19 protein-coding genes are annotated in these 20,085 nt (G+C 72.2%); 7 read left to right on the top strand and 12 right to left on the bottom strand.

Annotated elements, in window-relative coordinates:
- A partial coding sequence (locus O7626_RS40965) for a serine protease (RefSeq protein WP_278066752.1) occupies window positions 1–668 on the bottom strand: 668 nt, incomplete at its 3' end.
- Window positions 669–1,021: 353 nt separating this feature from the next.
- Between O7626_RS40965 and O7626_RS40960 the strand changes: the two genes are divergently transcribed.
- From O7626_RS40960 to O7626_RS40950, 3 genes are all read left to right on the top strand, one after another.
- Complete coding sequence (locus tag O7626_RS40960) at window positions 1,022–1,360, top strand: hypothetical protein (RefSeq protein ID WP_278060360.1); 339 nt, start codon at window positions 1,022–1,024, stop codon at window positions 1,358–1,360.
- Between the two features lie 130 nt (window positions 1,361–1,490).
- Complete coding sequence (locus O7626_RS40955; RefSeq protein ID WP_278060359.1) at window positions 1,491–2,012, top strand: hypothetical protein; 522 nt, start codon at window positions 1,491–1,493, stop codon at window positions 2,010–2,012.
- Window positions 2,013–2,036: 24 nt separating this feature from the next.
- A complete protein-coding gene (locus tag O7626_RS40950; RefSeq protein ID WP_278060358.1) occupies window positions 2,037–2,552 on the top strand; it encodes a hypothetical protein in 516 nt (171 codons plus the stop codon).
- Between the two features lie 247 nt (window positions 2,553–2,799).
- Here the strand turns inward: O7626_RS40950 and O7626_RS40945 are convergent, their stop codons facing one another.
- A complete protein-coding gene (locus tag O7626_RS40945) occupies window positions 2,800–3,126 on the bottom strand; it encodes a nuclease-related domain-containing protein (protein WP_347404758.1) in 327 nt (108 codons plus the stop codon).
- Between the two features lie 29 nt (window positions 3,127–3,155).
- Entirely contained in the window at window positions 3,156–4,436 is a 1,281-nt protein-coding gene (locus tag O7626_RS40940) for an MATE family efflux transporter (protein ID WP_278066082.1), read from the bottom strand.
- 399 nt (window positions 4,437–4,835) lie between these two features.
- Here O7626_RS40940 and O7626_RS40935 point away from each other — a divergent pair, with 399 nt between their 5' ends.
- Entirely contained in the window at window positions 4,836–5,306 is a 471-nt protein-coding gene (locus tag O7626_RS40935) for a hypothetical protein (protein WP_278060356.1), read from the top strand.
- Window positions 5,307–5,688: 382 nt separating this feature from the next.
- Here the strand turns inward: O7626_RS40935 and O7626_RS40930 are convergent, their stop codons facing one another.
- From O7626_RS40930 to O7626_RS40920, 3 genes are read right to left on the bottom strand one after another with little or no spacing between them, the layout of a single operon-like run.
- Entirely contained in the window at window positions 5,689–7,068 is a 1,380-nt protein-coding gene (locus O7626_RS40930; RefSeq protein WP_278060355.1) for an ABC transporter substrate-binding protein, read from the bottom strand.
- Between the two features lie 8 nt (window positions 7,069–7,076).
- Complete coding sequence (locus O7626_RS40925; protein ID WP_278060354.1) at window positions 7,077–8,216, bottom strand: hypothetical protein; 1,140 nt, start codon at window positions 8,214–8,216, stop codon at window positions 7,077–7,079.
- Window positions 8,216–8,449: a hypothetical protein gene (locus O7626_RS40920; RefSeq protein ID WP_278066751.1), complete on the bottom strand. Its 234-nt coding sequence runs from the start codon at window positions 8,447–8,449 to the stop codon at window positions 8,216–8,218. The genes O7626_RS40925 and O7626_RS40920 overlap by 1 nt, the downstream gene beginning before the upstream one ends.
- Window positions 8,450–8,619: 170 nt before the next feature.
- On the opposite strand from O7626_RS40920, the gene O7626_RS40915 reads away from it, so the two are divergent.
- Entirely contained in the window at window positions 8,620–9,987 is a 1,368-nt protein-coding gene (locus tag O7626_RS40915) for an IS1380 family transposase (RefSeq protein WP_278062977.1), read from the top strand.
- A gap of 95 nt (window positions 9,988–10,082) precedes the next feature.
- Here the strand turns inward: O7626_RS40915 and O7626_RS40910 are convergent, their stop codons facing one another.
- The 3 genes from O7626_RS40910 to O7626_RS40900 all read right to left on the bottom strand — a co-directional run bounded on the left by O7626_RS40910 (window position 10,083) and on the right by O7626_RS40900 (window position 15,452).
- Entirely contained in the window at window positions 10,083–11,390 is a 1,308-nt protein-coding gene (locus O7626_RS40910; protein ID WP_278066750.1) for a VWA domain-containing protein, read from the bottom strand.
- A 67-nt stretch (window positions 11,391–11,457) separates the two neighbouring features.
- Window positions 11,458–13,809, bottom strand: coding sequence for a serine/threonine-protein kinase (locus O7626_RS40905; protein ID WP_278060352.1), 2,352 nt, complete (start codon window positions 13,807–13,809; stop codon window positions 11,458–11,460).
- Window positions 13,806–15,452 (bottom strand): trypsin-like peptidase domain-containing protein, encoded by a 1,647-nt coding sequence (locus O7626_RS40900; protein WP_278060351.1) that lies wholly within the window; start codon window positions 15,450–15,452, stop codon window positions 13,806–13,808. Before O7626_RS40900 ends, O7626_RS40905 begins: the two co-directional genes overlap by 4 nt.
- 212 nt (window positions 15,453–15,664) lie before the next feature.
- Between O7626_RS40900 and O7626_RS40895 the strand changes: the two genes are divergently transcribed.
- Window positions 15,665–16,246, top strand: coding sequence for a Uma2 family endonuclease (locus O7626_RS40895; RefSeq protein ID WP_278060350.1), 582 nt, complete (start codon window positions 15,665–15,667; stop codon window positions 16,244–16,246).
- A 195-nt stretch (window positions 16,247–16,441) separates the two neighbouring features.
- Here the strand turns inward: O7626_RS40895 and O7626_RS40890 are convergent, their stop codons facing one another.
- From O7626_RS40890 to O7626_RS40880, 3 genes are read right to left on the bottom strand one after another with little or no spacing between them, the layout of a single operon-like run.
- Entirely contained in the window at window positions 16,442–18,631 is a 2,190-nt protein-coding gene (locus O7626_RS40890; protein WP_278060349.1) for a hypothetical protein, read from the bottom strand.
- The gene (locus O7626_RS40885) at window positions 18,628–18,882 is read right to left on the bottom strand and encodes a hypothetical protein (RefSeq protein ID WP_278060348.1); all 255 of its coding nucleotides are present in this window, start codon (window positions 18,880–18,882) and stop codon (window positions 18,628–18,630) included. Before O7626_RS40885 ends, O7626_RS40890 begins: the two co-directional genes overlap by 4 nt.
- Entirely contained in the window at window positions 18,882–19,193 is a 312-nt protein-coding gene (locus O7626_RS40880; protein ID WP_278066081.1) for a DivIVA domain-containing protein, read from the bottom strand. Before O7626_RS40880 ends, O7626_RS40885 begins: the two co-directional genes overlap by 1 nt.
- Before the next feature lie 320 nt (window positions 19,194–19,513).
- Between O7626_RS40880 and O7626_RS40875 the strand changes: the two genes are divergently transcribed.
- The gene (locus O7626_RS40875) at window positions 19,514–19,759 is read left to right on the top strand and encodes a winged helix-turn-helix domain-containing protein (protein WP_278060347.1); all 246 of its coding nucleotides are present in this window, start codon (window positions 19,514–19,516) and stop codon (window positions 19,757–19,759) included.
- The last annotated feature ends 326 nt before the right edge of the window (window positions 19,760–20,085 follow it).

Here is a 20,085-nt window from a genome sequence, read left to right as displayed (position 1 = left end):
GCTCTCCGCCAGCGACTTCCGACCGCCGAGTCGCCGCTGACCCATCCGCGTACCCGGGGTAGATATCTGATGATCGTCTCGACCGGGATCATCCAGGAGAGTGCCGAGCCCCGACCGGCGAGATAGCTGACCACGATCCCGAGGACGTGCTCGGTCTCCTCGTCGAAGACCGCCGTGCCGCTGAACCCGGGCTCCAAGGCGGGGCCGGTCGGCTCGGAGTCGAGTTGGATCCACACGCCGCCGGGTCCGCCGTCTCCGGCGAGCCGGGTCCGGGCCCAGACGCCGGTCGGGACCGTCGCGGGGAAGCCGAACATCCGTACCGCCCGACGGGCACCGGACGGCAGCCGACGCAGCACCGGACCGGAGCCGTACGGCAGCGGTTCGGCGAGCCCGAGCAGGGCCAGGTCGACCCGTTGGTCGTCCTGCGGCGGTTTCCAGCAGCCGTCGGACACGCGGCCCCGGGGAGCTGGTCCGGCGGCACGATGCCCGACCAGCTCCACCTGGAAGTCCTGGTCCGGCCGCCGGGCCTCCGCGCCCGCGATCTGCGGCAGCAGGATGTGCGCACAGGTCAGCACGTGCCGGTCACCGAGGACGATGCCCGCGCCACGGATCGCGGCGCGATCGTCCCGAATGCACGCCCGCCACTGTGCGCTGCCCGAATGCGACACACGGCAACGTTATTCGCAGGTGTCGGATCGGTGCCACCCGCAACAAGGTCGGAAAACAGTCTGCACCTCGGGCCTGCACCGAACAGGTCCGGCGAACGCCCGCCAGGTTCTCGGGTACCGGGATCAGCCCCGGTCGAGCCGAGGGCGGTGCGGACACGCCCCCCGGTGGGCGGAACCCCTGCTCGTCCGATGGAGCGTGGCTCTGTCCGGGTGCGGCGGACCGGGCGATCGACTGTCGACGATATCGCTGGCCGCCGTCATCGGCACCGAGGTGAGCTGCCGCGAAGCCGGGATGAAGCAGCGCTTTGCTTGAATGGGATTGTTCGTACTCATCGGTGCTTATTGGAGAGAGCATGTCACCAAATGGCTTTCGCTTTGGGCGGCCGGTGCTGTCATTGGCTGCGGTGGCCTGCGTGGCTGCGCTGACGGTGACGACGAATCCAGGTCCGGCGTACGCGGCCACCGATCAGCTCGCACTCTGGCTACACCCGGCCGGCCCTGTTTATCGACTCGTCGATCCACCGGCCGGATGTTTTCCGATCCGGAGTGGCTACACGGTCGTCGACAACCGCCTGGACACGTACGTCGTCGCGTTCCAGGGCGACTTCTGCACCGGACGGTCGGTTCGGGTCGAACCCGGGGTGCCGACGCAGCTTGACGTGGTCTCCCACAGCGTCCGCGTGCCTCGGTGAGAGTCCCACTCGCCCAGCTCAGCGATCCGACGGAACGGGTTCCACGGCGCTGCACGAGGTCCGGATCGGAGGTGGTGACGCACATCGCACATGTGCCTGACGTTCGCCACAGAATCAAGGAGTAACCAGCATGAAATTGTTCCGTGCATTGCTTGCCCTCATGGTCGCCAGTGTCGTTCTGGCTACCGGCACGCCGGCATCTGCCGATCCGGCACCATCGGGGGACAAAGCGGGCCGGCAGGGCCTGCTGCTGACCGGGTCGACCGCGCCGCAGTGCGTGCTGACCCTGGACCGTCCCGTGCCTGGCCAGGATCGACGTGCCGTCCGGTCCTACGAGTGCCTGTCACCCGGGGAGCAACGGTTCATCCCGCAAAGTTCACTGCTCATGACCTGGTACGACAATGTCGATTACTACGGGGCATCGACTGTCGTCGAGGACTCGTGGCCCTGCGACCCGTCGGGTTATCGGATCCCCACCGGGAGTTGGGTCAACCGCATCACGTCGTTCAAGGTTTGGAACGACTGCTACCGGACGACGGCATATGTCCAGTCCGACTGCCTCGGAATCTCCAGAGGGTACACCGGAAATGTCCCCTACGTGGGAAGTGTCATGAACGATCGCATCGGATGTTTCCGCACCCGCGCGGCCTAGCTGCAACAAGGAATGGAGAAAACAATGGCAAGGACATTCCACAAGAGGGTCTTCGGTGTGGGCCTCGCGGTATTGACGGCCACCGCCATGAGTAGCGGTCCCGCCTTCGCCGGCACCGCCGGGGCGCAGTCGGAGGCCACGGTGCAGCGCTGCGTCCTGACGCTGGGAGAACGCCCGGCGGGCTCGCTGTACAACACCATCAAGTCGTACGAATGCTTCACCGCCAGTCAAGATCGACGTCGGGTTCCGGCGGGAATGGTCGAGTTCTACAAGGGATCCGACTTTCGTGGCGACGTGTTGGAGATTGATCCCGGCGGAGGCCCCTGCGACAGCTCGGGATGGGGGATTCGACAGATGCCCTCCGGCTGGGACAACCAGATCTCTTCGTACTACACGGCCACCTGGTCTCAATGCACCAGGACCCAGGCCTTCGACCTGGCGAATTACGGTGGGTACAGCCAGACTTACGGAGGCACGGTGCCATGGGTCGGCAGTAGCCTGAACGACAAGATCACCTCCTTCCGGTGGTGGAAGGGCTAGCCGACCGGCACCCCGAATAGTGGTGGGCGCGGCTACGGAACACCCACGGGACGTGGCCGCATGACGGCGGGCATGGCCGTTCGGAAGATCGTCAAGGGTGTCGAAGCCCGGATCGACCGAGGCGGGACCATGCCCGCCGCCATCTCACCGACCGTCCTCGCGCCCGTCACGCTTCCGGTCCGGCCGGCGGCGCGATCGGCGGTCCGGGTGCCATGCTGACCCTCGTCCTCGCCCGTCCCGTTGCCGGCTAGCCTGCCGTACGCCTCGGTGAGCACCGGAAGCGCGGTCCGGCCGGTGCGCGGCCACGATCCTCGTGGCGGGCATGCAGGAACACGATCGCGCCCACGTACGGCACCTGCGCATTCCTGGGGGCGTAGTGCTTGATCAGGCTGGCCAGCCGCTTCGCCTTACGGTTCGCCAGGATGTACGGGTTGTCCTCCGGGAACGTCCGGCCGTTCGGCAGCTGCCGGGTCCAGTGGGTGCCGCTGCCCTCGATTACACCCTGCCAGTGCTTCAGCTCCACCACGTACAGACCACTGCGGGTGAGCACCGACGAATCCCGGTCAGTGGGCATATTCCGGTAGGAGCCGCCGACGGCCGTCCTTAACGGGTGGCGCCGAGTACGGCCCAGCGGCCGGAGCGGATCCGGAGCAGCAGTCCGACCAGCCGGGCCAGCACGAAAAGGGTGAGCCCGGCCCAGATCCCGCCGAGGCCGAGATCGAGGGCGTAACTGAGCCAGATCGTCGGCAGGAAGACGCCGAGACCGCTGACCACGGTCAGGTCGCGCAGGAACCGGACGTCGCCGGCACCGATGAGTACCCCGTCGAGGGCGAAGACGACGCCGGCCAGCGGCTGCATCCCGACGAACCACGGCCAGGCGATCATGGCCTGCTCACGTACCTGTGGGTCGTCGCTGAACCAGCCCGGCACCACACCGGCACCGGCGCCGATGACAACTGCGAAGGCGATCCCGCAGACGCCGCCGTAGATCGCAATCCGCCGACCCAGCAGCCGGGCGCCGGCACCGTTCCCCGCGCCGAGGGCGGCTCCGACGAGCGCCTGGGCGGCGATGGCCAGCGCGTCGAGCAGCAGCGCGGTGAAGAACCAGAGTTGCAGGGCGATCTGGTGCGCGCCGACGGCGGCCACCCCGAATCGGGCCGCCACGGTGGTCGCGGAGAGGAAGCTGACCTGGAAGGCGGCGCCCCGGATCAGCAGGTCACGGCTGAGCACGAGTTGCCGGCCGATCACCCTCGGGCGGGGTGCCAGCGGAACCCGCTCGGCGACCAGCGCGGCCGCGAAGAGCAGCCCGGAGAGGGTCTGCGCGATCGCGTTGGCGATCGCCGAGCCAGCCAGGCCGAGCCCGGCGGGATAGACGAGCAGCGGGCAGAGCAGCGCGGAGAGCAGGTTCGGCCCGAGCACGAACCAGAGCGGCCGCCGGGTGTCCTGCACGCCGCGCATCCAGCCGTTGCCGGCCGCGGCCAGCAGCAGGCCGGGGGCGCCGATCGCCGCGATCCGCAGCCAGGCTGCCGCGCCGTCGGCCACCTCGGGGGATCCGCCACCCGCGACGGTACGCGCCAGCGGGCCGGCCGCGAACTGCATGGCGACCGCCAGCAGCACTCCGGCGGCGAGGGCGAGCCAGGACGACTGGACGCCCTCGGCGACGGCTGCCGCCCGGTCGCCGTACCCGAAGCGGCGGGCCGCCCGCCCGGTGGTGCCGTACGCGGTGACGGTGCCGATCCAAACGACCAGGGTCATCACCGGCCCGCCGACGGCGAGCGCGGCGAGCGGCACCGCGCCGAGATGTCCGAGTACGGCGGTGTCGACGAGTACGTAGAGCGGCTCGGCGGCGAGCACCAGCAGGGCCGGCAGGGCGAGTCCGAGGATCCGCCGCCCGGACGCGTCGACCGCCCCCGACCCCGGTGCGCCCTCGGACGCCGGCCCCGATCCCGGGGTCGATGCGGCTCCCCGAGTCGGCACGGCCTGCGAGGTTCGTGCGTCTCCCCGGCCCGACACGGCTTCCGGGCCGGACACGGCTCCCGCGATCGGTGCACCTTGCGGGGTCGGCACGGTTTCCGGGGGCGGCGTGGTCGGCTGGTTCATCGGAACCGATGCTGGCACGGCAGTCGTAAGGAACGCAAGGCTTTCTGACGCTTACCAGCACCGCTCGGCGAATCGCCGCGGCGCGCGTCGCACTGGCCCGATCAGCGACCGGTGCCTATGCTCCGGAACCGTGTCGAACCACGGCGGGGGCCGGGCGCGAGCCGGGTAGGGCTGGGCGCCCGAGTGTTGGCAATGCCGCTGCGCTGGCTGGGGGTCGGCACCGGCGTGGCCGGGCTGGCCGCGTCGAGCCTGTTCGGCGGCCTGGAGACGGTGGCGAAGGCCGAGGTGCCGACGGTCGAGGTCGGCCAGCGGGTCGACGGCGGACCGTGGCAGGTGACGGTGACCGGCAGCAGGCTGGTCGGCAAGCTGCCGACGCTCTACCTCGCCGACGGCAAGCGCTGGTTGACGGTACTGGCGACGATCGAGAACGCCGCCAACAAGAGCCGTACCGACTTCGACGACGCCGTCAGGCTGGCCGGTGTCGCCGGAGTCACCCGGGAACAGGACGACGGCACCGCGGTGCCGGAGAGCGTGACGGTGCAGGTCTGGGGTACGACGCGCCGCCTCGACACCGTAGGCGACCGGTGGGAGTGGCTCGATCCCGAGCGTCGGGCCGAGGTCCGGGTGCCGGTGCAGGACGGGATGGCCGGATGACCGGGCCGGCCGGGCGACCCGGTTCTGATCCGGTCGCCAGTCACCGGACGCCGCCCGGTCCCGTGCAGCGGTTGGGTCTGCGAGCCGGCGCCGGCACCCTGGTCGTCGCCGCGCTGGCGGTCGGCGGGGCCATCGCGAACTGGCGGCCGGTCAACGGCGGCGGGGCCGATCACGGCTACGGACTCCAGCACCGCCGCGCCGAGCGTACGGCGTCGTCGGGCGGGCCGGCTCCGGGCCGGGGAGGTCACCGCAGTCGCGCCCGGGGTCGCCACCGATCACGGGTCACAGGGTACCGGTGCGCGGGCCGTCCCCGTGGTCCGTGCCGACCGGCTACGAATGCGCGGCCACCAAACCGGTGCGCCGCCGCTAAGCGGGTACGCCGCTAAACCGGTGCGCTGCACGCACCCGGCAGCCACTCGTCGGGCGGGATGGCGACGCGGAGCCGTTCCAGGTCCCCCAGCAGCGAGTCCAGCCGCTCCGCGCCATACTGGAGATATTCGAGTACGGCGGTCTGGAAGGCGTTCGCCATCGCGCTCGGCATCACGTCCGAGGCATCGAGGCAGAGTGGACTCCGGCTCGCCGTCAGGGTCTCCGCGATCCTCCTGCTCACCTCCGGCCGCCGGTCCACAGTGTCCGGCGCGGCGGTGTCGTCGTCGGGCCGGACGTCCCGGTTGACCGAGAAGAAGCTGCCGGCGCTGCCACCCTGCCAGATCCGCTGGGCCTGGTCGGTGGCGAGGAACTCGATCAGGCGACGGGCCGCCGGCTTGTCGCTGAACAGACCGGCGAAGTCGGCCGAGGCCATCGAACCGTCCCGCCCGGCCGGGCCGGCACCGGCGAAGACCGGGAAGGGGAAGTAGTCCGCACCGAGCACGTCCGCCGCCCGGACGGTGCCGCTCGACTCGCCTTCGAGATAGCCGGCCCGCATCCCGATCACGAACGACGCCTGGTGTTCGAGGAGGCAGCCGGGCGATCCGGTGAACATCGGCCGGCCGGCGTCGGTGAACTCGGTCAGCAGGGCGGCGGCGCTGCCGCCCCGGACCATCCCCGGGAAGCCGACCAGGTCGCCCCAGGCGTTCCAGGCCGCCCGTACCTCGGACGAGGTCCAGCCGAGCCGCCCGGCCGACCAGGCGTCGTAGGCCGCCGCGCCCGAGCGGTGCAGCAGGATGTCCTCGATCCAGTCCGTTCCCGGCCAGCCGGAGCCCGGGGTGGCGCTCATCCCCAGACACCACGGGGTCTGCCCAGCCCGTGCCAGCGACCGGCTGGTCTCGACAAGCGCCGCCCAGTCCTGCGGCGGCCCGGCCGCGCCGAACGGCACCCGCCCCGGCACATACCAGACCAGGCTCTTCAGGTCGGCCTTGATCGGCACGACGTCCAGGCCGCCACCGCCGTTGAGTTGGGCCAGTGCGCGCCACTGCGGGCTCATCGACGAGGCGGGATCGGCGTCGAGCGGCCGGAGTACGCCCCGGCGCAGGTACGCCGCCAGTTCGCTCACCGTCGGCAGCACGGCGACGTCCGGCGGGGTGCCCTTCTGCACCTCGGCCAGGAGGATCTGCCGGACCGCCCGGGTGCCCCGGTAGTCGACGTCGACGCCGAACCGCTCCTCGAACTCGCGCAGCACCGCCCGGAAGCTCTCCTCCTCGGCACCGGTCCAGGAGGCCAGCACGGTGACCGTCTCCTCGTCGGGCTGGCCCAGGCAGCCGCCGAGGCCCAGCCCGACGGCGAGCACCGGCAGCAGGACCAGCTTGGCGAGCGTTCGTCGCATCCGTTGCCTCATCTCGACCGGTACCGGTATTCCTCGATCCGCGGCCGCAGCCCCAGCCAGACGAGGAACGGAAACGGGGACGTCAGCAGCAGTACGACGAAGGCACCCGAGGTCGCCGCGGTGGCCAGTGCGGCCTGGTCGTCGACCTCCTCGGCGCGGCGCAGCACGTCCGGGTCCGCCGCCGGAAGCGCCGGGGACGACACCGCGTCCGGCGAACCGGCGGCCGTACCGGTGCGGAACACGTCGCTGGTGACCTGGCAGCCGTCCGTCGGCGGGCAGAAGTCGGCGAGCAGTTCGTCGAGTGCGGCGACCCCCTCCCGGTCGGCGCCGGTGGACTGCTCCGCCGACAGCCGGCGGACCTCCGCCAGCTCCCCGTGCGCGTCGGCGAGTTGGCCCTTCGAGACGAGCACGAACGACGTGCCGGCGGTGAGCAGCACCAGCAGCACCGTGGCGGCGGCCAGTCCCCAGTTGACCGCCCGGCGGAACCGGCGGCGCACGAAGACCTGGGTGCCGACGAGCAGGGCGAGCAGCAGCAGCGCCGGCACCAGCCAGAGTAGCGTGGCGCCGGGGCTCAGCCAGCCGGACGAGAGCCTCGCCTCCAGCGCCTCGCTCTCCGCCGCCAGCAGGCTGTCGAGCAGGGCCAGGATGCCGCCGTCGGAGTGCAGCAGGCGGGAGGCGTACCAGGCGTAGGCGGTGGCGAGGCCGCCCGGCCCGCTCTGCCGGTAGTGCGCGTCCGCCTGCCCCATCAGCCCGACGTACGTGACGAGCAGCCCCTCGACCACCTGGATCTGCCGGCTGCCGGCGCCGCCGGAGCCGATGTCCTCGGCGGCCTGGGCCAGGCTCTGGCTGGCGGCGGCGATCTGGTTCTGGTACTCCTCGCCCGGCCCGACGAGGCCGGCCTGCCGGGTCTGGAAGCTGGTGATCGCCGCCGTGTCGGCCCGGACCAGTGCGGTACGCACGGCGGACAGCTCCATCACCGAGGGCAGGCTCCGGCCGCGTACGGTGTCGGCGGTGCGGTGGGTGCCCCAGACCACGGCGAGCGAGCCGGCCAGCACCAGCGCCGTCACGCCCAGCAGGGCGCCGAGCAGGCGCAGCAGGGTACGCCGGGTGGTGCTCGCCCGGGTCGGCCCGGTCGGCGCCGTCGTCATCAGTTCACCTCGCCGCCGGCCGTCGCCGCCTCGAACGGCCGGCGGCACGCCTCACACGCCGCCGCCTCGGGTGGCGAGATCCGCCCGCATGGACAGACCTGGTCGGCACCGCCCCGGGGTGTCGGCACGGCGGCGGGCTCCGTCCCCGGCTCCGCCTCGGCCGGCAGCGGCGACCGGGGTGCGGGCCCGGGGTGCGGGGGATCCCAGGGCGGCTCCGCGTCGCCGACCATCACCGAACTGACCGCGACCCGGAGCAGCGCGCTGCGGGTCCAGTCCTGCCTGAGCCTGAATCCACCGGGGTGTGGTCGGGGTGAGGCGTGTTGAACGAGTGAGGGTGCTTCCTGGGCAGGGAAAATCGTGGTTACCACACCAATGATTCACCTACCCAAGGAGCACCCTCGTGGTGTCAGCATCGCACAGCTTGGATCGGCTTGTTGTCAGCGCGGATGACGGTAATGCCGTGTCGGATGCGGGTCTGCTGGTGGCGGCGTCGTTGGGGCAGCGGCTGGGTCTGCCTGGGCTGTTGCGGGAGCATGTGACGGTGCCGGGCAGTCTGGGCGCGCATCCGGACGACAAGTGCCTGACGGTGATCCACTCGCTGCTGGCCGGTGGGGACTGCATCGATGATGTGGCCGCGTTGCGGGCCGGGTCGACCCAGGCGGTGCTGGGTCACCGGGTGGCGGCGCCCTCGACGGTCGGGTCGTTTCTGCGGGCGTTCGGGTTCAACCACGCCCGGCAACTCGATGTGGTCGCCCGCCGGCTGCTGGCCCGGGCGGTCGCCGCCGGGGCGTCACCCGGCCTGACCGAGTCGGTGACGGTGGACATCGACTCCACGCTGTGTGAGACGTACGGGCTGGGCAAAGCCGGCGCGCGGGAGGTGATGCGCACCGGACGGCGGGGCTATCACCCCCTGCTCGCGGTGATCGCCGGCACCGGCGACGTCGCGCACGCCCGACTGCGGCGGGGCCGGTCCAACGACGCCACCGCCGCGCCGGTGTTCATCAAGGAGACCATCGGCCGTGTGCGGGCCGCCGGCGCAGCCGGGAACCTCGTGTTCCGGATGGATTCCGGGTTCTACCTGCACGACGTGGTCGCCGCCTGCCGGGCCGCCGGAGTGCGGTTCTCCATCGGCGCCCGCATGATCGGCAACCTGAAACACGTCATCCCCGCCATCGACGACACCGCCTGGACTCCGATCGACTACTTCCTACCCGGCGCCGCCGTCACCGAGATCACCTGGACCCCGTTCACCCAGGACACCCACGGCCACGACCGGCCCAACCCGGCCCCGGTCCGGCTGATCGTGCGCCGCACCCCCTGCACCGACGCGTTGGCCCGCAACACCGGCCGCGCCGCCCAACAGGCTCTGTTCCCCGTCTACGACTACCACCCGTTCATCACCGACCGCGACGGGCCGATGCTCGACCTGGAAGCCGACCACCGCCGCCACGCCGAGGTCGAACTAGCCATCCGCGACCTCAAACACGGCATGGGCCTGGCCCACCTACCCACCAAAAGCTTCGGCGGCAACGCCGCCTGGCTGGTCCTGAACACCATCGCCCACAACCTGACCCGCTGGACCGCCCGCCTCGGCCTCAGCCTGCCCCGCGTCACCGCCAAGACCGTCCGCCGCAAGATCTACACCGTCGGCGCACGCCTCACCCGCACCGCCCGCCGCCTGCACCTACACCTACCCCGCGCCTGGCCCTGGGCCGACGCGCTCCTCACCGCCCTGCACCGCATCCGCGCCCTGCCCCCACCCGCCGGCTAACCACACCAACACCGACCACCACGACCAGGACCACGGAGCAAGCCGGACAGACCGGCAGACCCGACCTGCCCAGCACCCCCACCCATCAGCGGCGGTCAATCCCCACACACCGGCACGCCCACCTCACCAACCACCGGTGGATCCAGGCTGAGCCGTGCAGGGTGGTCGGAGTCGCCGGTGATCTCCACCAGCCCGGCCAGCCGGTGCAGCACCTCGGTGGCGCCGAGCCGCTGCGCCAGGACGACGGCGAGTCCGAGTTGCTCCTCGGCGAGCTTCCGGTTCCCCGCCTCCAGCGCGTCGCAGCCGGCCGCCACGGCGTCGCCCAACTCCTCCTGGCCCAGGTGTCGGGCGAGCACCGGCTCGATCCGGGTCGGCGCCACCGGGTCGTCGGTCCAGCGCAACACGATCGGCCGTGGGTCGGCGCACCGCTCGCCGGCCATCAGCAGGTCCACCCGGGCCGCCCGGCGTTCCTCCTCCAGCGGTGGGCGCTCGCCGGCGGATACGTAGCCGATCGCCAGGTCGACCAGGAAGTCGCGGCTCTCCTCGCCGGACCAGGAACCGGTGTAGAACTCGGTGGTGCGGTCGTCCAGCACCGTCGCGTGCTCGGTGAGGTCGGCAAGCGTCGGCGTCTCCTGGCGTACCGACCGGACCCGTACCCCGGGTGCGGTGGTGAGCCGGATCCGCAGGTCGGGCACCTGCTTGCCCATCGCCCTGTCCATGATGGACCCGAAGTCGGCGACCAGCTCCTCGACCTGTCCGACCGCCTCGGCCGTGCCGCGCAGCACCGAGGTGATCCGTAGCAGTTGACGGTGGTCCCAGTCGTCGCCGATGCCCCGGGCGTCGCAGACGAAGGTGCCGGCGCTGCTCGTCAGCACCTCTTCGAGCTGCTCCGCTGTCTCGTGCTCGTTACGCCCGTCGGTCAGCAGGATCGCGTGCCGCACCAGGTCCGGGTACGGCCCCAGCAGCTGGTGCGCCAGCCGCAGCCACTGCCCCATCGCGGTACCGCCGCCCGCGTAGAGGTGCCCGACCGCCCGCTTCGCCGCCGTCCGGGTACTCGCGCTGGCCACTGCCGTCCTCGCCCGGTCGGGATAGACCATCCGGGCGGTTTCGGTGCCGGCGACGATGGCGAAGCTGCTGCCGTCCCGGATGGTGTCGATCGCCGCCCGGGTCGCCTGCTTCGCCGCCACGATCTTGGACTGCGGGTAGCCCATCGAGCTGGAGCAGTCGACGAGTACCACCACCCCGGCCGTGCCGGCCGCCGGCAACGCCGACCGGTCCGGGGTCCGGGCCGTGACCCGGAGTACGACCGCCATCCCGGTGTCCGAGGTCGACCGGTACGGGTTCTGCACGACCTCCAACCCGAACGCGTGTGGCGGGCCTCCCCCGCCGGGACCTGACGTCACGCCGGCACCTCCCATCGGATCGCCACCGTCCCGGGACTCGAACCGTCGCCAGCGGCGTGTGGACTCGTCACCACGGGGTCCTCGGGCGTACCGCGTTGGCGAGGTCCACCAGGGCACCGTGGTCCTCGATCGTCCGGGCCTGCCCGGCGAGTACCCGCATCGACCGTTCCAGCCGGCGCCGGAGGCCGTCCTCGGTCGGCTCCGGGCCGAGCACGTCGGCACGGTCGCCGAGCCCTCCGCCGAGCCTCTCGCCAAGCCCTTCGCCGAGCCTGGAGCCGTGCCCTTCGCCCGGCCCGGCCCGGCCGCCGTCCCGGAACAGGCCGAGTGCCGCCGCCTGGACCAGCGCGGTCAGTCGGTCCCTGGCCTCCCCGGTCGGGTTGCCACCGTCCAGGTGCAGCGCCGGCAGCCGGCGCAGCGCCTCGGCGATGTCGTCGACGCTCGGCCCGCCGACCGGCAGCCGGCCGCAGAGGATGCGGACCGCCGCGACCCGGGCCCGCTCGTAGTGCAGGGTCTCCCTCGGCACCTCGTCCAACACCCGCACCGCCCCGGCCCGGTCGCCGTCGTGCAGCCGCAGCCGGGCCAGCCCGAACGCGGCGCTGCCCTCGCTCCGGTCCCGCCGCCAGATCGCCTGGTAGAGCTGCTCCGCCCGGAACCGCTCGCCCAGGTGCTCGGCGCAGAAGGCGAGAGCGAGCTTCGGGGCGATCTCGCCGGGACAGTCGGAGTAGACGGCGTTGAACTCGGTGTCGGCGGCGTTGAGCTGGGCCCCGGCCGCCCATGCCTCCGCCGCCGGCCCCGTCGCCCGGGACAGCGCGAGCAGGCCGCGGTGCCAGCGGACCCGCCAGTCGTGGTCGGCCAGCGGTCCGAGGTCGGTCACGGCCGCGTCCAGGGCGCCGGCCGCGCTGTCCGGATCACCCGCTTCCAGGTACGCCCGGCAGAGCGCGAACCGCACCTCGACCGACCGGAGCCCGGAGTTGGCCAACTTCTCGACCAGTCCGCGCGGGTCCGCCGCACCGGCGGTGGCCAGCAGGTCCACCGCCTCGTCGTCCGGGTCCACGACCGGCTGCGGCAGCGCACCGGCCGCCGACGACGGGGACGGCGGCGCGATGTCGAGCAGCCCGGTCTCGCCCCGGATCCAGACGTCCAGCCCCGGCACGGCGCCGAGCCCGGCGTCCAGCAGCACCGGGGTCGGCGCGAAGACGGTGGACCGGACCGGGTGCGGCCGGCCGGTACGCAGCGACAGCAGTTCCCGGAGTACCCCCTTGAGCTGCTGCGACATCTCGGCGGCGGTGGCGAACCGGCGGTCGTGCCCGGCGACGGCCCGGTTGACCAGCCGGACGAAGGACTCCACCCCGAACGCGATCCCGTCGGCCCGCCCGGCCGGCGCCGCCCGGCGCCCCTCCTCGCTGACCTCGAAGAGCACCTGGAGGGTCCGGCCGACGGTGTGGATGTCGGACCGGACGGTCAGCCCGTGCCGGCGGATCTCGTCCGGCGGAACCTGGTAGAAGTCGGTGCCGACCTTGGGACTCTGGTCGTCGTCGATCCGGCGTACGCCACCGATGTCGATCACCTTGATCCGGTCCGGGCAGCGGATCACGTTCGCCGGCTTCATGTCGCAGTAGAGCAGCCCCCGGCCGTGCAGGTACTCCATCGCCGCGAGGATCTCGTGCCCGTACGCCAGGACGTGCTCGACCGGCAGCGGCGCGACACCCCGGGCGGCGGCCTCCTGCACGTCCTGGAGGGACTGGCCGTTCAGGTACTCCATCACGATGTAGCCGGCCCGCTCGCCGGTCTGCGGGTCGCGGTGGTTGACCGAGTTGAAGATCCGGACGATGTTGGGATGGTCCAGGGTGGTCAGGAAGCGCCGTTCGGCGACCGCCAGCCGTAGCGCCGCGTCGCTGTTGGTGATCAGTCCCTTGAGGACGACCGGATTGCCGTCCAGGTGGGTGTCCCGGGCCAGGTAGACCCAGCCGAGGCCGCCCCGGGCCAGACAGCCGTCGACCTCGTACTGGTCGGCGACCAGGTCACCCCGGTGCAGCTTCGGGGCGAACGAGAACGGCGTCGTGCAGTGGCCGCAGAAGCCCTCCAGCAGGCCGGGCTGGCCGGCGTACCCCCGGCCGACCTCGGCCCGGCACCGGCCGCAGAACCGGCTCGCCTCGGGCACCTCGGTGTCGCCGCGCAACCGGCTCACCGGGTCGGCCGGTTCCAACTCCGGCATCGGCACCAGGCCGCCGACCAGCCAGGACGGGCCACCGGAGGCTGTGGAGCCAGAGCCAGAGCCGGAGCCGGTGGTGCCGGTGACGGCGAAGGACGCCGGTCCGCCGCCGGTCGTGGCGGGCAGCGGCCGGCGGTCGCAGGTGTCACAGAAGCCGGTCTCGTCCACCGTCCCGGTGCAGTCCGGACGGTTGCACCTGTCGGTCACCGCACCGCCCCCCCGTCCTGCCCCGGCCCGTCCTGCCTCAGCCCCGGCCCGTCCTGCTTCGGCGTCGAGCCGGTGGTGTGGCGCCGGATCACCGTGCCGTACCGGTCGACGAGCACGGCACACGCCGTCAGGTCGGCCGGCCCCTGCCAGAGCGCCTCGTGGGCCCGCCGGTACAGCGCGGTCAACTCCCGGTCCTCGCGCAGCGGCGCGGGCACGCCCGAGCGGTATCCGTCGAGCCGGTCCCGCAGCCGGTCGCGTTCGTCGAGGAGCGACTCCATGTCCCGCACCGCCCGCCTGGCGGCATCCAGGGCCCGGTCGGCCCTGCGCCGGCACGACTCGACGACGGGCAGCAGCGGTGTGCTGCCGGGCTGCGCGGCGGCGGCCCGCAGCGCGGTCAGCCGCAGCCGCAGCCCCGGTTCGTGTGATCCGGGAGCCGAGACCGGGGTGACCCGGGCGGCGACGTGGACGTACCGCTCCCGGGCCGCCTGTTCGGCGGCCCGCACCTCGGCGATCCGGGCGGCCAGCAGTTCGATCGCGGCGTACGGCAGGCTCGGCGCGTCGTGGTCGTGGAAGGTCAGCAGCAGCCGGAGGTTCCGTCCGGCGACCCGCTCGGCGATCGGCCGGACCACCTCGGCGACCAGTGCCGCCGGGTCGGCCGCCCGGTCCACCCCGTCGAGTACCAGGTTCATCGGCGGCGGCTCGCCCGCCATGCTGTCGGCGAGTGACTTCTCCAACTCGGCGCCGACGCTCATCCAGTTGACGATCCGGCTGCTGACCTCCGCCACCGTCCGGCCCGACACGTCGAGCGCCAGGTCGATCCGGCCCGGCCGGGACTCACCGGCGACGGCCGGCGGCGGCCCGCTCCGGTCGGGGCCGGCGGGCCGGAACTCCCGGCTGGTCCGCAGCACGACGTCGCGCAGGGCGGCCTGCGCGGGCGAGCCGGGCGCGGTGACCATGATCCGCGAGTCCGGCGGGGCGCCGGGGGCGAGAAAATCGGCGAGTTGCCGGACCACCGCCTCGTCGCTGTGCACCGGACCGACGGGCGCGGCCAGGCTGGCGTCCACCGCCGAGTCGCCGCTGACCCACTCGCGGACCCGGGGCAGGTACCTGATGATCGTCTCGACCGGGATCATCCAGGACAGTGCCGAGCCCTGGCCGGCGAGATAGCTGACCACGATCCCGAGCACCTGGTCGGTCTCCTCGTCGAAGACCGGCGTACCGCTGAACCCGGGCTCCACGGTCGGACCGGTCGGCTCGGAGTCGAGTTGGATCCACTCGCCACCCGGTCCGCCGTCCCCGGCGAGCCGGGCCCGCGCCCAGACCCCGGTCGGGACCATGTCGGGGAAGCCGAACATCCGTACCGCCCGGCGGGCGCCCGACGGCAGCCGGCGCAGCACCTGACCGGTCTCTTCCGGCAGTGGCTCGGCGAGCCCGAGCAGGGCCAGGTCGGCCCGCTGGTCGTCCTGCGGCGGCTTCCAGCAGCCGTCGACCACTCCGGCCCGGATCGGCGCCACGGCGGGACGTCGCCCGACGAGTTCGACCTCGAAGTCCCGGGCGGGCCTGGCGTGCGCGGCACCCGGTTCGCCGTGCGGCGCCGGAAGGAGGATGTGCGCACAGGTCAGCACATGCCGGTTGCCGAGCACGAGGCCGGCACCGCGAATCCCGGCATGATCGTCTCGGATGCATGCCCGCCACCGTGCGCGGCCCGAATGCGACACACGGCAACGTTATGCGCAGGTGTCGGATCACTGCCACCCGGAAAGGGGTCGGAAATCGGCCAGCATCTCGGCAGCGCGGCTGCTGGTGCTCGTTATGCTGGGCGGCACGACGGGTCGACCGCAGGGGGGGTGAGGCGATGAGCGCCGAGCCGGCGTACGAGAGGTTCCGACCGCCGCCCGGTGGGTTCACCGCCGAGGACCTCGACCGGATCCCGGGTCTTCCCCCGCACACCGAGCTGATCGACGGGAGCCTCGTCTTCGTGAGCCCGCAGAAGCTCTTCCACATGAAGACTCTTCGGTTGCTGGAGCAGGCACTGGCGCGTTCGGCGCCACCCGAGCGCTTCCGGGTCCGCCGCGAGATGTCCGTGGTGCTCGGTCCGCACCAGCGCCCCGAGCCCGACCTGATTGTGGTGAGCGCCGACGCGGACATCGACAACGACCAGACCTGGTATCCCGCCGATGCGGTGTCGCTCGCGGTGGAGGTGGTCTCGCCCGACTCGTGGTTGCGCGACCGCGAACGAAAGCCGCAGCTCTACGCGAAGGCCGGCATCCCGCACTTCTGGCGAGTGGAGGAGGCCGATGGCCAGCCCACGGTCTACGTCCACGAGCTGCTCGAGGCGCAGCGTGTCTACCAGCCGATCGGCATCTTCCACGGCCGGGTGAAGGTGAGCACGCCCTTCGAGCTCGACATCGACCTCACCGAGATCGACCGGCTCTGACGGTCGCGTCGCACGCACCGGCGACGCTGACCCGGCCCGGATCGGTTCCGGACCGACACTCTGTTCAGCCGTGATACCAGGGTGTCGTCACGATGACACACTGGTATCCACGGGCTGACGGACCTACGCCGCCCAGGTGGGGCCCAAGCCGCCGTCGGACGAGGGGCACCATCCACCCGGAGCCGTCCACCGGGGTCAGCGGCGGCCGAGGCCGAGGGCGGCGAGCGCGGCGAGCAGGGTCGGGGCGGCGCAGAGTCGGCGTACGCCGTCGCGGTCGTGCACGAGCAGCTGGCAGGTGGTGCCGTCGTAGTGGACTGCGACGGGTTGACCGGTGTGGTGCCGGGCGAGCCGGCGGATCAGCGGTACGGGATCGTCGACCTCGACCAGGCCCGGGACCGGGGTCTGCGGTACCGGGATCGGCTGGGCCGGGTCGTCGGGGACCCGCCGGGCGACGGCGGTTTCGAGCTGTTCGAGGCAGCGTGCGATCGCGGCTTCCGGGGTGGGACGGGCCGGCAGGGCGTCCGGGGCGACCGGCAGCCCCGGCGGTTCGACGCCGACGTCCCACCCTTCACCCTGGACGAGACGGGGGTCTCCCGCGTTGTCGCCGTGGTCGACGAGGGTGACCGTGACGGTGAGTCGCAGCCCGAGGAGGAGCCGGACCAGGTCGGCCAGGGGCGGCACGTCGGGCCGGCGGGCGAGCACGAACAGCCGGGCACCGGGCCGGCCTCGGGATGCCTGGCGCAGGTGTTCGGTGAGCGGATCGGCGCCGGGATAAGGCAGGGTGACGGTCCCGTCCAGCAGTCCCTGGCCGATCGAGCCGCCGCCGTCGAGTTCGGTGAGGTCGTCCGGGCGTACGGCGAATTGGTCGGCCCAGGTCGCCAGCCGGAACGGGTCGGGAAGCTGGTACACCGGCTTGCCGCCGGGTTGGGTCGCGACGTGCGGCGCCGCAAGCCGTTCGCCGGTCTGCCAGCCCTGCTCACCGGTTGCCGAGGGGTGCGCGTCGCCGTGCCAGGTGAGGTCGCCGGCCCGCCAGCCGTCCCGGTCGGCCTGCCAGTGCAGGTGGGTGACCCGGTCGGCCAGGTCGGTGAGCGTGACCGTCAGGCTGTGGTGGATACGGTGACTGTCCCGGCAGGTGTCGCAGGGCAGCGCCGACGGTCGACGACCGGCACCGGAGCACTGTGGGCAGTCCGGGTCGGCCCGGCCGGTGAACAGGACGCAGTCGCAGCGGCGGAGCCGGCTGTGCGGATCGCAGTGCGGGCAGTCGACGTACGGGATGGATGGTCCCTGCCACGACGGTGCCGGCGGCTGCCAGCCGCGCCGCAGGACGATGGTCTCCCGGAGATAGATCTGCCCGGTGTCCCATTCGCTGAACGTCTCGGCGGTGCCGGCGATCCGCAGACTGGTGTGCCACCAGCGACCGTCGCGCCAGATCGCCTGCGCCCCGGCGGTCGGCGCCCCGGTGGACAGGTCGGTGCAGTCGGCGAGCATCCGCCGTTCGAGCTGGCCCAGGTCGACGTCCGGCGGGGCGGCCGGCGGCGACGCACCGCCGGTCAGGTAGTGGGCCGGGGCGGTCCGACCGCGCGCCTCAAGGTCATAGAGCGCGTCGAGATCGGTGGTGGCGACGATCGCCCCGGTCAGGTCGTCAGAGCCGGCGCGCACGTCGGTCGGCACCGGCCCGCCCGGCACCTCGTAGCGGAGCTGCCAGGTCGGCTCGGCGGCGAGGTGCCGACGGCGGGCCTCCAGCACCAGGTCGAGGCGGAGCAGGTCGGCCAACCGGCAGCGTCGGGCCAGCTCGCGGGCGGGGTCAAGGGGCGGCTCGGCGGCGGTGCGACCGAGGTAGAGTTGCCAGGCGACATGGCCGTGCGACGCGATCGTCTCCGCCTCCAGCACGGCCCGGGTCTCCGGCGGCAGGTCCGGCCGCCAGCGGGACGGCAGCAGCAGCACGGGCCCGTCGGGTGAACCGGGTGGGTTGCGCGCCTCGGTCCAGGACCCGGCGCCGACGCTGGCGGCCAGCTCCGCCAGGATCGGCGCCAGCGGCAGATGCCAGCTTCCGCCGTCACCGGGCCAGCGCGCCGGTTCCACCACTCCGGGTACGACGTTCGCCGAGGCCACCGCCCCGGTGTCGGCATTCGCCAGGGTCAGCACGAGTTGGCCGCGCAGCCGCCCGGCCTGCCGGCAACGGTGGCAGGGGCGGGGCAGGGTGCCGGCGCCCCGGCAGAGCTGGCAGTCCAGGTATGCCTCCCCATCGCCCTGTTGCCCCGCGTCGACGAGCATCCGGTCACCGCCGCTGGTGCAGGGGCAGGCGTCGAGGACAACGGTGAGCCGGTGACAGGCGGGACAGTCGACTACCGGCGGACCGGCGCCGGGCAGCACCGCCCCGGTCACCGGTCCAGCTCCACGCTCGCGCACGGCACCTCGTGCTCGGCCCGCAGCGCGCAGCGCCGACCGGCGCCGAGGAGCCGGTCGCAGAAGAGTCGGGACTGCACGATCTGGTCGTCCTCGGCCGAGACGGTCGCCTCGGCCTGGTCGACCTGCGGCTGCTGGCCGAGCGTCCGGGCCAGCAGCCGGGCCGTCCGCCGGGCCGCGTCCTGGTCCGGCGCCGTGAACGGCACGTGTACGACGTAGCGGCCGGTCATCAGCGATCCGCCAGCCGGTGAGCCGTGGTCGACTGGCGGGACTGCCAGCGGCGCAACGCGTCCTTGATCCGGGCGTTCTGCTCCCGGACGGTCGCCAGCTCGTTGTAGGCCCTGGCCAGGTCACCGGCCACCTGGTCGAGAAAGGCTGCCACCTCGGCCGGATCGACGCCCCGCCGGGCGAAGCCGACCCGGGTGAACCGGCGCATCCTGACCTGTGACGGCAGGAGCGGCCGGTAGGTCGCCGACCGGTAAGCCTGGCCGAGTTGCCGGGGCGGCCTCCGGTACCGCCGGAACAGCCGTCGAAGCAGCATCCGCACGACACCACCAACCTTTCCGGAGCAGCTCAGGGCGTGGATGGGCGGTGCCTGCCCGGATCCCCTCTGCTGTCGGGCCGGCACCGCCCCGCCCCACCGCCGCAGCCGGAGGCAGGTACGACAGCAGGGCGTGACTCGGTGGGTCGGGGCGGGCGACTCGGACGAGCCGACCGCCCCGACCGGGAGGCACGAGCGCACCGGAGGCTGGAGACCAAGGAGCACCCGCAGGAGGGAACTTAAGCGAACTAGTTCGCTCAAGTCAAGCGTACTAGTTCGCTGTACCTACAACTTGCTGGCTGAACCCTCGTCGTGATCTCATGGCAGGCGGAGACCAAGGAGTGCCGATGCCTGTCACGAAGTGGGAGAAGCTTGCCAACCACATCCGGAACCAAGTCCAGACCGGAGAGCTGAAGCCAGGTGACAAACTGCCCTCAACCGCACAGCTCAAGGCCGAGCACGACGTGTCGGACGCCGTGATCCGCTACGCCATGCACGCGCTTCGAACCGAGGGTTTGGTCGAGAGCGTGCACGGGGTCGGCGTCTTCGTCGCCCAGCCCAAGTAGTTCTTGTGGCGGCACGGACAGCACCAGCGGGGCCGCACGCCGCACTGCTCTCAGATAGTGTTCGCTCGACCACGCGCGCGTGATGACCCGTGGCCCTACTTGCGCCCGATCCATGCGGCCATCACTCGCAGGGAGCCGGTAACTGGGGAGGACTGCATGGCCAGCATTGAGGAAGTCAAAGCAGCACTGGCACAGGCTGCGGAGCAGGGCAACACCACGCTCAACCAGATCCGGTCGTCAATCGAGAACACCGAGCAGGTGCTGGCTCGTCTCCGTGCGGTGGCTGCCGGCACCAACCACGCCATGATCGCCGAAGCGATCCAGCG

This window comes from Micromonospora sp. WMMD1102, from assembly GCF_029626265.1.
Classification (GTDB): Bacteria; Actinomycetota; Actinomycetes; order Mycobacteriales; family Micromonosporaceae; genus Plantactinospora.
This window is presented reverse-complemented; position numbering and strand designations above follow the sequence as displayed.

What these genes read in the sequence shown, in the direction of transcription:
- O7626_RS40960 (WP_278060360.1), top strand. Translation starts at nt 1,022, where the DNA reads ATGTCACCAAATGGCTTTCGCTTTGGGCGGCCGGTGCTGTCATTGGCT.
- O7626_RS40955 (WP_278060359.1), top strand. Translation starts at nt 1,491, where the DNA reads ATGAAATTGTTCCGTGCATTGCTTGCCCTCATGGTCGCCAGTGTCGTT.
- O7626_RS40950 (WP_278060358.1), top strand. Translation starts at nt 2,037, where the DNA reads ATGGCAAGGACATTCCACAAGAGGGTCTTCGGTGTGGGCCTCGCGGTA.
- O7626_RS40945 (WP_347404758.1), bottom strand. Translation starts at nt 3,126, where the DNA reads ATGCCCACTGACCGGGATTCGTCGGTGCTCACCCGCAGTGGTCTGTAC.
- O7626_RS40930 (WP_278060355.1), bottom strand. Translation starts at nt 7,068, where the DNA reads ATGCGACGAACGCTCGCCAAGCTGGTCCTGCTGCCGGTGCTCGCCGTC.
- O7626_RS40925 (WP_278060354.1), bottom strand. Translation starts at nt 8,216, where the DNA reads ATGACGACGGCGCCGACCGGGCCGACCCGGGCGAGCACCACCCGGCGT.
- O7626_RS40895 (WP_278060350.1), top strand. Translation starts at nt 15,665, where the DNA reads ATGAGCGCCGAGCCGGCGTACGAGAGGTTCCGACCGCCGCCCGGTGGG.
- O7626_RS40885 (WP_278060348.1), bottom strand. Translation starts at nt 18,882, where the DNA reads ATGACCGGCCGCTACGTCGTACACGTGCCGTTCACGGCGCCGGACCAG.
- O7626_RS40880 (WP_278066081.1), bottom strand. Translation starts at nt 19,193, where the DNA reads ATGCTGCTTCGACGGCTGTTCCGGCGGTACCGGAGGCCGCCCCGGCAA.
- O7626_RS40875 (WP_278060347.1), top strand. Translation starts at nt 19,514, where the DNA reads ATGGCAGGCGGAGACCAAGGAGTGCCGATGCCTGTCACGAAGTGGGAG.